Origin of the sequence: Pseudomonas entomophila, from assembly GCF_023277925.1 — a bacterium.
Classification (GTDB): Bacteria; Pseudomonadota; Gammaproteobacteria; order Pseudomonadales; family Pseudomonadaceae; genus Aquipseudomonas; species Aquipseudomonas entomophila_D.
Window position 1 is genome coordinate 3,904,892 of sequence record NZ_CP063832.1, and the last position, 13,508, is coordinate 3,918,399.

15 protein-coding genes and 2 pseudogenes are annotated in these 13,508 nt (G+C 65.2%); 13 read left to right on the plus strand and 4 right to left on the minus strand.

The features are described 5' to 3' along the window. Positions 1 to 5: 5 nt before the first annotated feature. A complete protein-coding gene (locus tag IM733_RS17265) occupies positions 6 to 281 on the minus strand; it encodes a polyhydroxyalkanoic acid system family protein (RefSeq protein WP_213658631.1) in 276 nt (91 codons plus the stop codon). A 125-nt stretch (positions 282 to 406) separates the two neighbouring features. Here IM733_RS17265 and ubiE point away from each other — a divergent pair, with 125 nt between their 5' ends. From ubiE to IM733_RS25785, 13 genes and pseudogenes are all read left to right on the plus strand, one after another. Continuing rightward, positions 407 to 1,177 carry a bifunctional demethylmenaquinone methyltransferase/2-methoxy-6-polyprenyl-1,4-benzoquinol methylase UbiE gene (ubiE, locus tag IM733_RS17270; protein WP_011536066.1) on the plus strand — a complete coding sequence of 257 codons (771 nt, stop codon included), beginning with the start codon at positions 407 to 409 and terminating at the stop codon, positions 1,175 to 1,177. Continuing rightward, entirely contained in the window at positions 1,177 to 1,800 is a 624-nt protein-coding gene (locus IM733_RS17275; RefSeq protein WP_213658632.1) for a ubiquinone biosynthesis accessory factor UbiJ, read from the plus strand. The genes ubiE and IM733_RS17275 overlap by 1 nt, the downstream gene beginning before the upstream one ends. Beyond that, positions 1,797 to 3,410, plus strand: a complete 1,614-nt coding sequence (gene ubiB, locus IM733_RS17280; RefSeq protein ID WP_248917753.1) for a ubiquinone biosynthesis regulatory protein kinase UbiB — start codon at positions 1,797 to 1,799, stop codon at positions 3,408 to 3,410. Before IM733_RS17275 ends, ubiB begins: the two co-directional genes overlap by 4 nt. A gap of 72 nt (positions 3,411 to 3,482) precedes the next feature. Continuing rightward, positions 3,483 to 3,875, plus strand: a complete 393-nt coding sequence (hisI, locus tag IM733_RS17285) for a phosphoribosyl-AMP cyclohydrolase (RefSeq protein WP_213658634.1) — start codon at positions 3,483 to 3,485, stop codon at positions 3,873 to 3,875. A 1-nt stretch (position 3,876) separates the two neighbouring features. Continuing rightward, on the plus strand, positions 3,877 to 4,212 hold the full coding sequence (locus IM733_RS17290) for a phosphoribosyl-ATP diphosphatase (RefSeq protein ID WP_248917754.1): 336 nt from the start codon (positions 3,877 to 3,879) through the stop codon (positions 4,210 to 4,212). Between the two features lie 171 nt (positions 4,213 to 4,383). After that, positions 4,384 to 4,656, plus strand: coding sequence for a twin-arginine translocase TatA/TatE family subunit (locus IM733_RS17295; protein WP_248917755.1), 273 nt, complete (start codon positions 4,384 to 4,386; stop codon positions 4,654 to 4,656). A gap of 3 nt (positions 4,657 to 4,659) precedes the next feature. After that, positions 4,660 to 5,028, plus strand: coding sequence for a Sec-independent protein translocase protein TatB (gene tatB, locus IM733_RS17300; protein WP_248917756.1), 369 nt, complete (start codon positions 4,660 to 4,662; stop codon positions 5,026 to 5,028). Then, the gene (tatC, locus tag IM733_RS17305) at positions 5,025 to 5,816 is read left to right on the plus strand and encodes a twin-arginine translocase subunit TatC (protein WP_248917757.1); all 792 of its coding nucleotides are present in this window, start codon (positions 5,025 to 5,027) and stop codon (positions 5,814 to 5,816) included. Before tatB ends, tatC begins: the two co-directional genes overlap by 4 nt. Further along, complete coding sequence (locus tag IM733_RS17310) at positions 5,813 to 6,520, plus strand: 16S rRNA (uracil(1498)-N(3))-methyltransferase (protein WP_248917758.1); 708 nt, start codon at positions 5,813 to 5,815, stop codon at positions 6,518 to 6,520. The genes tatC and IM733_RS17310 overlap by 4 nt, the downstream gene beginning before the upstream one ends. 210 nt (positions 6,521 to 6,730) lie before the next feature. Then, positions 6,731 to 7,681, plus strand: a pseudogene (locus IM733_RS25770) (methyl-accepting chemotaxis protein); the annotation flags it as partial. 141 nt (positions 7,682 to 7,822) lie between these two features. Further along, positions 7,823 to 8,536: a methyl-accepting chemotaxis protein gene (locus tag IM733_RS25775; RefSeq protein ID WP_430624231.1), complete on the plus strand. Its 714-nt coding sequence runs from the start codon at positions 7,823 to 7,825 to the stop codon at positions 8,534 to 8,536. A gap of 277 nt (positions 8,537 to 8,813) precedes the next feature. Next, positions 8,814 to 9,851: pseudogene (locus tag IM733_RS25780) on the plus strand (methyl-accepting chemotaxis protein); the annotation flags it as partial. 144 nt (positions 9,852 to 9,995) lie between these two features. Continuing rightward, complete coding sequence (locus IM733_RS25785; RefSeq protein WP_432760433.1) at positions 9,996 to 10,709, plus strand: methyl-accepting chemotaxis protein; 714 nt, start codon at positions 9,996 to 9,998, stop codon at positions 10,707 to 10,709. 68 nt (positions 10,710 to 10,777) lie between these two features. On the opposite strand, the gene IM733_RS17325 is transcribed toward IM733_RS25785, so the two are convergent. From IM733_RS17325 to IM733_RS17335, 3 genes are all read right to left on the minus strand, one after another. Then, positions 10,778 to 11,512 carry an amino acid ABC transporter ATP-binding protein gene (locus IM733_RS17325; protein ID WP_248921192.1) on the minus strand — a complete coding sequence of 245 codons (735 nt, stop codon included), beginning with the start codon at positions 11,510 to 11,512 and terminating at the stop codon, positions 10,778 to 10,780. After that, a complete protein-coding gene (locus IM733_RS17330; RefSeq protein WP_248917761.1) occupies positions 11,505 to 12,467 on the minus strand; it encodes an amino acid ABC transporter permease in 963 nt (320 codons plus the stop codon). Before IM733_RS17330 ends, IM733_RS17325 begins: the two co-directional genes overlap by 8 nt. Positions 12,468 to 12,703: 236 nt before the next feature. Then, entirely contained in the window at positions 12,704 to 13,501 is a 798-nt protein-coding gene (locus IM733_RS17335; protein ID WP_248921193.1) for a transporter substrate-binding domain-containing protein, read from the minus strand. Between the last annotated feature and the right edge of the window lie 7 nt (positions 13,502 to 13,508).

Consider the following 13,508-nt stretch of genomic DNA (forward strand, 5'->3'; position numbering starts at 1 on the left):
GGGCGTCAGGCCAGTGCCTTGTCCAGCGCCCGCTCGATCTCGCCCTTGATGGTGCCGCTCATCATCGACAGCATCATGCCCAGCTTCAGCTCGACGCGGATGCTGTCGTCGAAGATCTGCACGCTGCCGTTGGCGCCGCTGCGCGACACATCAACACGGTCGCCGTTCCAGCTGGCCTTGAGGTCATACTCACGGGCCAGCCGGTCCACCAGCGCCTGCGCCTTGGCGCGGACGGCTTCGCGGCCGAGGGAGTGTTTGCGTTCGACGCTGATCTGGGTCATGCGGGTGTTCCTGGATATGAAGACAATGGCGCCATTATGCCCCCGCCCGCCCGACGGCACACCCCGTCAAGACAAATGCGCCCGATCCCCCTAGAATGGCCGTAATTTTTTTCTGGTGAAGCGAAATGACCGACCCGCGCAAAGGCGACCACGCCGAACCCACCACACACTTCGGCTACCAGGACGTGCCCGAGAGCCAGAAGGCGAAGAAAGTCGCCGAAGTGTTCCACTCGGTGGCCGCCAAGTACGACCTGATGAACGACGTGCTTTCCGGCGGCATGCACCGCCTGTGGAAGCGCTTCACCATCGAACTGTCCGGTGTGCGCAGCGGCAACCGGGTGCTGGACATCGCCGGCGGCACCGGTGACCTGGCCGCCAAGTTCTCGCGCCTGGTCGGCCCGACCGGCCAGGTGGTACTGGCCGACATCAACGAGTCGATGCTCAAGGTCGGCCGCGACCGCCTGCTCGACCGTGGCGTGGCCGGCAACATCGAGTTCGTCCAGGCCGATGCAGAAAAGCTGCCGTTCCCGGACAACCACTTCGACTGCGTGACCATCGCCTTTGGCCTGCGCAACGTGACGCACAAGGATGAAGCCATCCGCTCCATGCTGCGCGTGCTCAAGCCGGGCGGGCGCCTGCTGGTGCTGGAATTCTCCAAGCCCACCAACAAGCTGATGTCCAAGGCCTACGACGCCTACTCGTTCGCCTTCATGCCACTGGCCGGCAAGCTGATCACCAACGACTCGGAAAGCTACCGTTATCTCGCCGAGTCGATCCGCATGCACCCCGACCAGGAAACACTCAAGGCGATGATGGTCGAGGCCGGTTTCGACCGCGTCACCTACCACAACATGACCAGCGGCATCGTCGCCGTGCACCGGGGAATCAAGCCCTGATGCTGCTGGCCGGCCTGCTCGCCAGCGTCGAGCACGGGCTCAACCGCGTCCTGCGCCTGGACAGCACCGCGCTGCCGCGGCTGGCCATGCTCGAAGGCAAGGTGGTCGAGATCGACTGCGTGCAGCCGGCCCTCAAGCTGTTCGTGCTGCCCGATGAACAAGGCCTGATGCTCGCCGCCCACTGGCAGGGCGAGGTCGACTGCACCTTGCGCGCCCCCGCCGGGCGCCTGGCGCAGCTGGCCCTGGCCAAGGACAAGACCGCCGTGCTGCATAGCCCGCAGGTCGCGCTGCATGGCGACAGCGCGGTGATGCTCGACCTGTTCGGCATCCTGCAGGACCTCGACCTGGACTGGGAATACGAGCTGCAGCGCTGGCTCGGCCCGGTACCGACGGCGTTGATCGCCGGCCACCTGCGCCTGCGTGCGCGCTGGACCCGGCAGGGCCTGGCCCGCTTCGGCCAGAACCTCTCCGAGTACCTGGCCGAAGAATCCCGCACCCTCGTCGGCAAACGCGAAGCCGAAGCGGCTTTCAGCGAACTCGATGCGCTTAAAGTCGACATCGAACGCCTCGAGGCGCGCCTGCGCCGCCTCGCCCACACTCTTGATACCAGCGATAACGCATGAAGCTGCTCGCCGTCCGCCGTCTGTTGCGCATCCAGCGCGTCGTGATCCGCTACCGCCTCGATGACCTGCTGTTCGAACAACCCCTGCTGCCCTGGTGGCTGGCCAGCCTGCGCCTGCTGATGCCCTGGCGCTGGCTGCCGCGCAAGCCGCTGGAACTGAACCGTGGCGCGCGCCTGCGCCTGGCGTTGCAGGACCTCGGGCCGATCTTCATCAAGTTCGGCCAGTTGCTCTCCACGCGCCGCGACCTGCTGCCCACCGACATCGCCGACGAGCTGATGCTGCTGCAGGACCGGGTGCCGCCATTCGACCCGCAGCACGCCGTGGCGTTGATCGAAGAGCAACTCGGGGCCAAGGTGGGCGAAGTGTTCAGCCGCTTCGATGTCGAGCCGCTGGCCTCCGCCTCGGTGGCTCAGGTGCATGCCGCCCGCCTCAAGAGTGGCGAAGAGGTGGTGGTCAAGGTGGTGCGCCCGGGCCTGAAGCCCGTCATCGCCCAGGACCTGGCCTGGCTGTTCCTGATCGCCAAGGCCGCCGAACGGGCCTCGGCCGATGCCCGCCGCCTGCACCCGGTGGAGATCGTCGGCGACTACGAAAAGACCATCTACGACGAACTCGACCTGTTGCGCGAGGCGGCCAACGCCAGCCAGTTGCGACGCAACTTCGAGGGTTCGGAGCTGATGTATGTGCCCCAGGTCTACTGGGACCTGTGCCGCCCGAAGGTGCTGGTGATGGAGCGCATCTACGGTGTACCGGTCACCGACATGGCCACCCTGGCCGACCAGCGCACCGACATGAAGATGCTCGCCGAGCGTGGCGTCGAAGTGTTCTTCACCCAGGTGTTCCGCGACAGCTTCTTCCACGCCGACATGCACCCGGGCAACATCTTCGTCAGCACCGTCAAGCCCTGGAGCCCGCAGTACATAGCCATCGACTGCGGCATCGTCGGCAGCCTCACCGCCGAGGACCAGGACTATCTCGCGCGCAACCTGATCGCCTTCTTCAAGCGCGACTACCGCCGCGTGGCGCAGTTGCACATCGATTCGGGCTGGGTGCCGGCGCAAACCAAGGTCAACGAGTTCGAAGCGGCGATCCGCACCGTGTGCGAGCCGATCTTCGAGAAACCGCTCAAGGACATCTCTTTCGGCCAGGTGCTGATGCGCCTGTTCCAGACCGCGCGGCGCTTCAACATGGAAGTCCAGCCGCAGTTGGTGCTGCTGCAGAAGACCCTGCTCAACATCGAGGGCCTGGGCCGCCAGCTATACCCGGACCTGGACCTGTGGAGCACCGCCAAGCCGTTCCTCGAGCGCTGGATGCGCGAACGCATGAGCCCCAAGGCAGTGCTTGGCAACCTGTACAGCCAGGCCGAGCAGCTGCCGCACTTGGCCGACATGACCCGCGACCTGCTCGAACGCCTGTCACAACCACACGTCAATGATGCGCAGTTGCCAGAACGCCGCCGCCAGGGCGACAACTGGGCGCTGCGCCTGCTCGGTGCCGGCCTGCTCGGCGGTGGCGCGACACTGGCGGCCGGTGCCGTCAGCCTCAGCGCCCCGGGCGCCTGGCCGGCGTGGTTGATGCTGGCCGCGGGCCTGTACCTGATCGTGCGCCGATAGCCAGCCGCGCGGCTGGCTGGCACACTAGCGCAAGAGGTCCGGTACAGGAGCGGGCCCGGTTTGGAGTCGACGATGAAAGACTGGCTGGACGAGATCAAGTGGAACAGCGATGGCCTGGTGCCGGCGATCGCCCAGGACCACAAGACCGGGCGCGTGCTGATGATGGCCTGGATGAACCGTGAATCCCTCGCCCTGACCGCCGCCGAGCATCGCGCCATCTACTGGTCGCGCTCGCGGGGCAAGTTGTGGCGCAAGGGCGAAGAGTCGGGCCATGTGCAGAAACTGCACGAGATGCGCCTGGACTGCGACGCCGACGTGATCATCCTGATGGTCGAGCAACTGGGGCATATCGCCTGCCATACCGGCCGCGAAAGCTGCTTCTACCGCGTCTATGAAGACGGCCAGTGGAAAACCGTCGATCCGGTCCTGAAAGACCCGCACGCCATCTACAGCGCAGGACACTGACATGAGCGACACACTGAACCGCCTCGCCGAGGTGCTGGAAGAACGCAAGCAGGCGGCGCCGGACAGCAGCTATGTGGCCAGCCTGTATCACAAGGGCCTGAACAAGATCCTCGAGAAGCTCGGCGAAGAGTCCATCGAGACCATCATCGCCGCCAAGGATGCCGCCGTCAGCAAGGATTACAGCGATGTCATCTATGAGACCGCAGACCTGTGGTTTCATAGCCTGGTCATGCTCAGCGCGTTGGGCCAGCACCCACAGGTGGTGCTCGACGAGCTGGAGCGCCGGTTCGGGCTTTCCGGGCATGACGAGAAGGCCGCGCGTCAGCCTTCTGCCTGAAGATTGCCGGGGGCGCTTTGCGCCCCTTTCGCGACACAAGGCCGCTCCCACAGCGGTCCGCGTCGCCTGACCGATTCGCTACACCCTGCAGGTGCGGCCTTGTGCCGCGAAAGGACTGCACAGCAGCCCCCAGGGCCCGATAGACCGACACATATTTTTCAGGAGTACGAAATGGGCATTTTTGACTGGAAACACTGGATCGTCCTGCTGGTCGTCGTGGTGCTGGTGTTCGGCACTAAAAAACTCAAGAACTTCGGCAGCGACCTGGGCGAATCGATCAAGGGCTTCCGCAAGGCCATGAACGAAGAAGAAAACAAGCCCGCCGAGCAAACCCCTCCGCCGGCCCAGCCAGTTCCTCCGGTACAGAACAGCACACAGCAGGCTCAAGGCCACACCATCGAGGGCCAGGCCCAGCCGGTCCAAGAGCCGCAGCGGAAAGACTGACCCATGTTCGGCATCAGTTTCAGCGAGCTGCTGCTCGTCGGCCTGGTCGCCCTGCTGGTGCTCGGCCCCGAGCGTCTGCCGGGCGCCGCGCGCACCGCAGGGTTGTGGATCGGCCGCCTCAAGCGCAGCTTCAACGCCATCAAGATGGAAGTCGAGCGCGAGATCGGCGCCGACGACATCCGCCGCCAGTTGCACAACGAGCACATCCTGCAGATGGAACAGGAGGCCAAGCGCATCCTCAACCCTCTGGTACCGCCCGCACAGCCGCCCGCCAGCCCTGAAACGCCCGTCACGCCTGCCACCCAGGCCGCCCCCGCGCAGCCCGCCGCAGTGCCACCCTCCGAGCCGCCACAACCGCCACGAGCCCCATGAGCGAAAATCCGGAACATGACCAGCCGATGCCGCTGGTCTCGCACCTGACCGAACTGCGCACCCGCCTGTTGCGCTGCGTCGCCGCCATCTTCCTGATCTTCGCCGGGCTGTTCTCCTTCGCCCAGCAGATCTACACCCTGGTCTCGGCGCCGCTGCGCGCCCACTTGCCGGCCAACGCGACGATGATCGCCACCGACGTGGCCTCACCGTTCCTGACACCGTTCAAGCTGACCATGATCGTCTCGATGTTCCTGGCGATCCCGTTCATCCTGCAGCAGATCTGGGGTTTCATCGCCCCGGGCCTGTACCGCCACGAAAAGCGCATCGCCATCCCGCTGCTGGTGTCGAGCATCCTGCTGTTCTACGCCGGCATGGCCTTCGCCTACTTCCTGGTGTTCCCGCTGATGTTCAGCTTCTTCGCCGCCGCCACACCGGAAGGCGTGTCGATGATGACCGACATCGCCAGCTACCTCGACTTCGTCATGACCCTGTTCTTTGCCTTCGGCGTCGCCTTCGAGATCCCGGTGGCGGTGGTGCTGCTGGTGTGGATCGGCGTGGTCGATGTGCAGTACCTGAAGAAGATCCGCCCGTACGTGATCATCGGCTGCTTCGTGGTCGGCATGATCCTCACGCCGCCGGACATCTTCTCCCAGACCCTGCTCGCCGTGCCCATGTGGATGCTGTTCGAGGTCGGCGTGCTATGCGGCAGCCTGATCCGCAAGCGCAGCCATGAACGCGACGAAGCCCCTAACGACCACAACGACCAGCCGCCTGCGACCCAACCGTGAACCTGTTGCTCCTCGAAGAGGCCGACTTCGTGTCGGCCGACCGCGTCATCCTGGCTGACCGCCGCTTCACCCACATGCAGGAGATCCACCGCGTGGCGGTGGGCGACAGCCTGCGCGTCGGCCGCATCGGCGGCCGGATGGGCAGGGCCGAGGTGATCCGCCTCGAAGGCCATGAGGCTGAACTGCGGGTGGCCTTCGACCAGGCGCCGCCGCCCAAGCTGCCTCTGACCCTGATTCTGGCCGTGCCCCGCCCGAAGATGCTGCGCCGGCTGTTCCAGACGGTCGCCACACTGGGCGTGCCACGGCTGATCCTGGTCAACAGCTACAAGGTTGAGAAGAGTTTCTGGCAAACGCCCTTCCTCCAGCCCGAAAACATCCGTGAAAACCTCATTCTCGGCCTGGAGCAGGCCCGTGACACGGTGCTGCCGGAAGTCCTCATCGAGAAGCGCTTCAAGCCCTTCGTCGAAGACCGCCTACCCGCCATCGCCGAAGGCACCCTCGGCCTGGTCGGTCACCCCGGCCCCTACCCGGCCTGCCCGCGTGCGGTGGACGGCCCTGTCACCCTGGCGATCGGCCCGGAAGGCGGCTGGATCCCCTACGAAGTCGAGTTGCTGGGCAAGGCTGGCCTGGCCCCCGTGCAACTGGGCGATCGCATCCTGCGTGTGGAAACGGCGGTCACCGCCCTGCTATCGCGGATTTTCTGACGCAAGGGTCAAGTTTTTACCATCAAGTTTCCCCGTCCCTCGCCGATGCCCTGTGCGAGAGAACAATAATCCGCACTGCCACGCGCCGGGGAGTCGTCTATGTACCGTTGGTTTGCCAAATCACTGGGGAATGTAAGCGTCAATCGCAAGTTGGGGGTAGGCTTCGGCCTGGTGCTGCTGCTCACCCTGGGCATCACCTTCACCGGGTGGATGGGCATCGACAGCGTGACCAGCCGTGGCGACAAGCTCGGCAACATCTCGGTGATCCACCAGTACACCCAGGACCTGCGCCTCGCCCGCCAGGACTACGAACGCAACCGCGATGACGCGGCCGTCGGCGCGATGGAGAAGGCCCTGGCCAACCTCGAGCGCCAGGTGCAGTCCATGCTTGGGCAGATCGAGCAGCCCGCCGACCGCCAGCGCCTGGACCAGCAACAGGACGCGATCCGCCAGTACCAGCAGGCCTTCGCCGAGCTCAAGCAGGCTGGCCAACGCCGCGAAGCCAGCCGTGGCATGCTTGGCGACAGTGCCGACAAGGCCGCCGAACTGATCGGCAAGGTCCAGCAGCGCCTGCTGCAGGGCGGCGACATCAGCCAGTACCAGCAGGTGGTGCAAGTCAGCGCCCTGTTGCAGCAGGCGCGCTTCCAGGTGCGCGGCTACACCTACAGCGGCAAGGCCGAATTCCAACAGACCGCGCTCGATGCCATTGACCAGGCCCTGGCCGTACTCAAGGCATTGCCAAGCAAACTCCCCGCCGAATTCGCCGCCAGCCTCGACGACGCCGCCACTGCCCTGGCCGCCTACCGTGACGCGGTGAACCAGTTCGGTACCGCCCAGGCTGCCAGCGAACAGGCGATGCAGCGCATGTCCGCGCAGGGCAAGGTGTTGCTGAACTCCAGCCAGGACATGACCGTCTCCCAGACCCAGGTCCGCGACCAGGGCACCCAGCAGGCCAAGTCCATGCTAGCCGGGGCCACCGCCCTTGCCCTGCTGCTGGGCGTCGTCGCCGCTTTCGCCATCACCCGGCAGATCATCGTGCCCCTGCGCCAGACCCTGGCCGCCGCCGAGCGCGTGGCCAGTGGCGACCTGCGCCAGGACACCCTGGTCGCCCGCCGCGACGAGCTGGGCCAGTTGCAGGCCAGCATGCAGCGCATGACCCAGGGCCTGCGTGAGCTGATCGGCGGTATCGGCGACGGCGTCACCCAGATCGCCAGCGCCGCCGAGGAATTGTCGGCGGTGACCGAACAGACCAGCAGCGGGGTCAACAACCAGAAGGTCGAGACCGACCAGGTGGCCACCGCCATGAACGAGATGGCCGCCACCGTGCAGGAAGTGGCACGCAACGCCGAGCAGGCCTCGGAAGCGGCGCTGATGGCCGACCAGCAGGCTCGCGAGGGCGACAAGGTGGTTGGCGAGGCCATCGCCCAGATCGAGCGCCTGGCCAGCGAGGTGCAGAACTCCAGCGAGGCGATGAACCAGCTCAAGAGCGAGAGCGACAAGATCGGCAGCGTGCTCGACGTGATCAAGTCGGTGGCCCAGCAGACCAACCTGCTGGCGCTCAACGCGGCCATCGAGGCCGCCCGCGCCGGTGAGGCCGGGCGTGGTTTTGCCGTGGTCGCCGACGAAGTGCGCAGCCTGGCCCAGCGCACCCAGCAGTCCACCGAGGAGATCGAGGAACTGATCGCCGGCCTGCAGAGCGGTACCCAGCGTGTGGCCAGTGTGATGGACAGCAGCCGCGAGCTGACCGACAGCAGTGTCGAACTGACCCGTCGTGCCGGCAGTTCGCTGGACACCATCACCCGCACCGTGTCGTCGATCCAGTCGATGAACCAGCAGATCGCCACCGCCGCCGAGCAGCAGAGCGCGGTTGCTGAAGAGATCAACCGCAGCGTGATGAACGTGCGCGACATCTCCGACCAGACCTCGGCCGCCAGCGAAGAGACCGCCAGCTCCAGCGTCGAGCTGGCGCGGCTGGGCACTCACCTGCAAGGGTTGGTGGGGCGGTTCAGGCTTTAATGGCCCCCCTGTAGGGGCGGCTTCAGCCGCGATCACCCGCGAAGCGGGTGCCGCAACACCGCGGTGCCTGCACCGCGGCTGAAGCCGCTTCTACAGAACCCAGCGCACTCTTCGCGATTTTTCCCATCCATCGCTAGGAATCTTCCTACTCGAATCTCAGGTCCAGTCCCACGCACTCCCGGCCGATGAGTCCCCTGAACTCATTCGCCGGAGACTCACCATGCTCGGACCTTTCAACCGCCTGCTCGGCCACCTTGGCGTGCGCCTCAAGCTGACCATGGGTTTTGCCGTGGTCTTGCTGCTCACCGCGCTGACCACCCTGACCGGCTGGCTCGCCCTCGACGATGCCATCGACCGCTCGGAAAAACTCACCCAGATCGCCCAGCTCAACGACTACAGCAAGGACCTGCGCGCCGAGCGCATCACCTTCCGGGTACTCGGCGACGACGAGAGCCGCGCCCAGCTCGCCCAGACGCTCAGCCAGGTCGAGTACCTGCTTGCCAGCATGCGCCCGCGCTACAGCGCCCCGGAAGATCTGCGCCTGCTGGCCGACAAGGGCGAAGTCGTCGCCCGCTACCGGGCCGACTTCGACAAGCTCCAGCACGCCGTGCAAGCCCGCCAGCAGCGGCGCGAGGCCTTGCAAAGCCGGGCCGGTGAACTGGACCGGGCCATCGGCGAGCTGCAAGGCCAACTCGTCGAGCGCCTGAGCCGCCAGGGCCAGACCAACGCCCAAGGAGAAGCCCTCAACTTCATCGAAGCACTTGAGCGGCAGGTGGAAATGGCCAGCCAGCAGGTGTCCGTGCCGGCCTACTACAGCGAACCGCTGCACGCTCTCGAACAGGTCGGCCAGAGCGCTGTGACAGGGGCCCAGACCACCCTCGGACAATTGCGCCAGTGGTTACCGCGCACCAACCTCGACAGCGCCCTGCCCACCGATGTCGCTACCAACCTAGTCCGCTTTCACGAACAGCTCAGCGAATATGCGCAAGCGGCGATCATCGTCGAACAGCTGCAGGACGACATGGAACAGCTGGGCAACCAGATCACTGCCAGCAGCCAGGCCCTGAGCAAACACCAGGTCGAACTGCGCGACGAACAGGCCCTGGCCGCCCGCGGCCTGATGACCAGCGTCGCCCTGCTGGCCCTGCTGATCGGCGCCCTGGCCGCCTGGGTGATCAGCCAGCAGATCACCGTGCCGCTGAAACAAGCCCTACGCCAGGCCGAGCGTATCGCCCAGGGCGACCTGAGCCAGGTCGACGAGATTCAGCGCCGTGACGAACTGGGGCAATTGCAAAGCAGCATGTGCGCGATGACCTTGAGCCTGCGCGATCTGCTCGGCGGGATTGACCAGGGTGTGGCCCAGCTGTCCCAGGCTGTCGACGCGCTGGCGAGCGTCAGCGAGCAGACCCAGCGCCGGGTCGGTCAACAACAGGAAGAGACCGACCAGGTGGCCACGGCGATGAACCAGATGAGCGCCACGGTCCAGGAAGTGGCGCAGAACGCCGAGCAAGCCTCGCGGGCGGCGACCACCGCCGATGAGCAGGCGCAACGCGGCGACCAGGTGGTGGCCGAGGCGCTCGAACGTATCGAGCAACTGGCCGGGCAGATGGAGCACTGTCAGGCCGCCATGGGCCACCTGGCGGGTGAAAGCCAGCGAATCGGCTCGATCCTCGACGTGATCAAGTCTGTGTCCGAGCAGACCAACCTGCTGGCACTCAATGCCGCTATCGAGGCGGCGCGAGCCGGCGAGGCCGGACGCGGCTTCGCCGTGGTCGCCGACGAGGTGCGCGGCCTGGCCCAGCGCACGCAGCAGTCCACCGAGGAGATCGAGCAATTGATCGACAACCTGCACAGCGGCACCGACCAAGTCATGGGGCTGCTGGACGACAGCAGGCAGCTCACCGAGCAGAGCGTCGAACTCAGCCGCCAGGCGGGCGATGCCCTGGGGCAGATCACCGAAACCGTGTCGACCATCCAGGGCATGAACCAGCAGATCGCCACCGCCAGCGAGCAGCAGAGCGTGGTCGCCGAGCAGATCAATCGCAGTGTCATGAATGTGCGGGATGTGTCCGACCAGACCCGTGCGGCCAGTGAGCAGACGGCAGCTTCAAGTGGGGAGCTGGAACAGCTGGGGCGGGCCTTGCGGGGGATGGTGGGGCGGTTCAGCCTTTGAGGCCGGTTCGCCGGCAAGCCGGCTCCTGCAGATGCGCCCGCAGGAGCCGGCTTGCCGGCGAACCGGATCTACAGGACCTGGCGCAGGAACGCCTGCGCCCGCGGATCCTTTGGCGCTGCGAAGAACTCGCGCGGCGCCGAGTCCTCCAGCAGCTTGCCATGGTCGAAGAACAGCACCCGATCAGCCACTTCCCGGGCAAAGCCCATTTCGTGGGTGACGCACACCATGGTCATGCCTTCCTGGGCCAGGGTCTTCATCACGTCCAGCACCTCGCCGACCATTTCTGGGTCAAGCGCCGAGGTCGGCTCGTCGAACAGCATCACCTTCGGGTCCATCGCCAGGGCCCGGGCGATGGCCACCCGTTGTTGCTGGCCACCCGAAAGCCGCGACGGGTACTCGTTGGCTTTCTGGGCGATGCCGACCTTCTCCAGCAACGCACGGGCCTTGGCCTCGCGCTCGGCCTTGCCGCGCTTGCGCACCACCTTCTGCGCCAGGCACAGGTTCTCCAGCACAGTCATGTGCGGGAACAGGTTGAAGTGCTGGAACACCATGCCGACTTCACGGCGGTAGGCATTGATATCGGTCTTCGGATCGTCCAGTTGCAGGCCGTCGATGGCCACATGGCCATCATCGAAGTGCTCCAGGCCGTTGAGGCAGCGCAGGAAGGTCGACTTACCCGAGCCCGAAGGCCCGAGCACCACCACAACCTCGCCCTTGGCAACGCGGGTGGTGACGTTGTCCACCGCGCGCACCACCTGGCCACGGGTGTCGAAGACTTTCAGCAGGTCACGAACTTCAATCACTTTGCGCAAGCCTCCGCTCGAGCCGGCTGGCGATGTGCGACAGCGGCAGGTTGATCAGCAGGTACAGGCCTGCCACGCAGAACCAGATCTCGAAGGTCGAGAACGACGTGGTGATGGCCTCGCGGCCGCTCTTGGTCAGCTCGGTGATGGCGATCACCGACACCAGCGAAGTATCCTTCACCAGGCTGATGAACTGCCCGGCCAGCGGTGGCAGCACGCGCTTGAAGGCCTGGGGCAGGATCACGTGGCGCATCGACTGGCTGCCGTTCAGGCCCAGCGAGCGCGCCGCCTCGTTCTGGCCCTTGGCGATCGACTGCACGCCAGCACGGACGATCTCGGCCACATAGGCGCCGGTGAACAGCGCCAGCGCCGCGACCCCAGCGAACTCGCGGGACAGGTTGAGTACGGTGCCAATGAAGAAGTAGAAGATGAAGATCTGCACCAGCAGCGGCGTGCCGCGTACCAGTTCGACGTAGACCGTGGACAGGTCGCGCAGGGTCGGGTTGTTCGACAGCCGACACAGGCCGGCGAACAACCCGATCACCAGCCCTAGGGCGCCGGAGATCACCGAGATCCACAGGGTGGTCCACAGTCCCCAGGCCAAGGGGCCTGCAGCCCAATGGCGAGTCACGCCGATGGCGTCGCCTTCGGTGACATCGTCACCACGAGCCAGCAGCACACTATCCTTGGCGACTTCGATGACCTGGGTGTCACCGCTTTCGTCTTTCAGGGTGACCCGGGCGTTGTCGCCGGACACCACGATGTCCTCGATCGTGCCTGGGTTGGCGGCACGCTGGGTTTCCTCGGCCTTGTAGGCGAAGTATTGCGGAACGCGGTTCCAGCGCCACTCGTAGGAAATCATCGAGGTGGCCAGGTACAGGCTGAACGCCAGGCCCACCAGGACCAGCGCGGTCAACCCATGCCAGGGCCACTGGGCTTTCTTGTGTTTGATCACTTGGGGTACTTCCGCAAAAAAGAAACGCGCCGGGTGGAGCTTTGGCGGTGGCCTGCGAAGTGTGCGCTGTACGTGCTGGCCTCATCGCGGGTAAACCCGCCCCTACAGGGTTTGGCGACACCTGTGGGAGCGGGTTTACCCGCAGTGAGGCCAGCGAAAACAGCCGCTGTCCTCGACATGCCAGCCTCCGCGCCACCTGCGCGTCAGGGGCAGAGCCTGGGCTTATGGCCTGGGCCTTATTCCATTTCCTTCAGCCAGTCCTTGTTCTTGAACCACTTGTCGTGGATACGATCGTAGGTCCCGTCATGCTTGATCTGGTGCAGGAAGTTGTTGATGAAGTTGATGCTGTCGTAGTCGCCTTTCTTCAGGCCGAAGGCCAGCGGCTCGTAGGTGAAGGGCTCTTCCAGGAACAGCAGCTTGCCGGCACCGGCCTTGTCCACCGCCACCACGTTGTACGGCGCGTCGTAGACAAAGGCATCGGCCTTGCCGTTGACCACGTCCATCACCGCTTCCTGCTCGTTGTCGTAGCCGTGGTACTTGGCCTTGCCGATCAACTTCTTGGAGACCATCTCGCCGGTGGTGCCCAGCTTGGAGGTGATGCGGTACTTCTCGTTGTTCAAGTCCTTGTACGACTTGATCTCGCCCGCCAGCTCCTTGCGGATCAGCAGGGTCTGGCCAACGACGATAAAGGGTTCGCTGAAGTTCAGGCGCAAGTTGCGCTCCTGGGTGAGGGTCATGCCGCTACCGATGAAGTCGAACTTGTCGGTCAACAGGGCCGGGATGATGCCGTCGTAGGCGGTGGAGACGGTCTCCAGCTTGACGCCCATGGACTTGGCCATCGCTTTGAGAATGTCGACCTCGAAGCCGATGATCTCGCCACGCTTGTTGGTCATCTCGAACGGCATATAGGTCGGGTCCATGCCCACACGCAGGGTGCCGCGCTTGACCGCGTCGTCGATGGCGCCGGCCTGGGCGGCGGTTACCGCGATGAGGGCGGTCGCACCGACCAGCAGTCGCGACAGGTATTTCTTCATCATCACC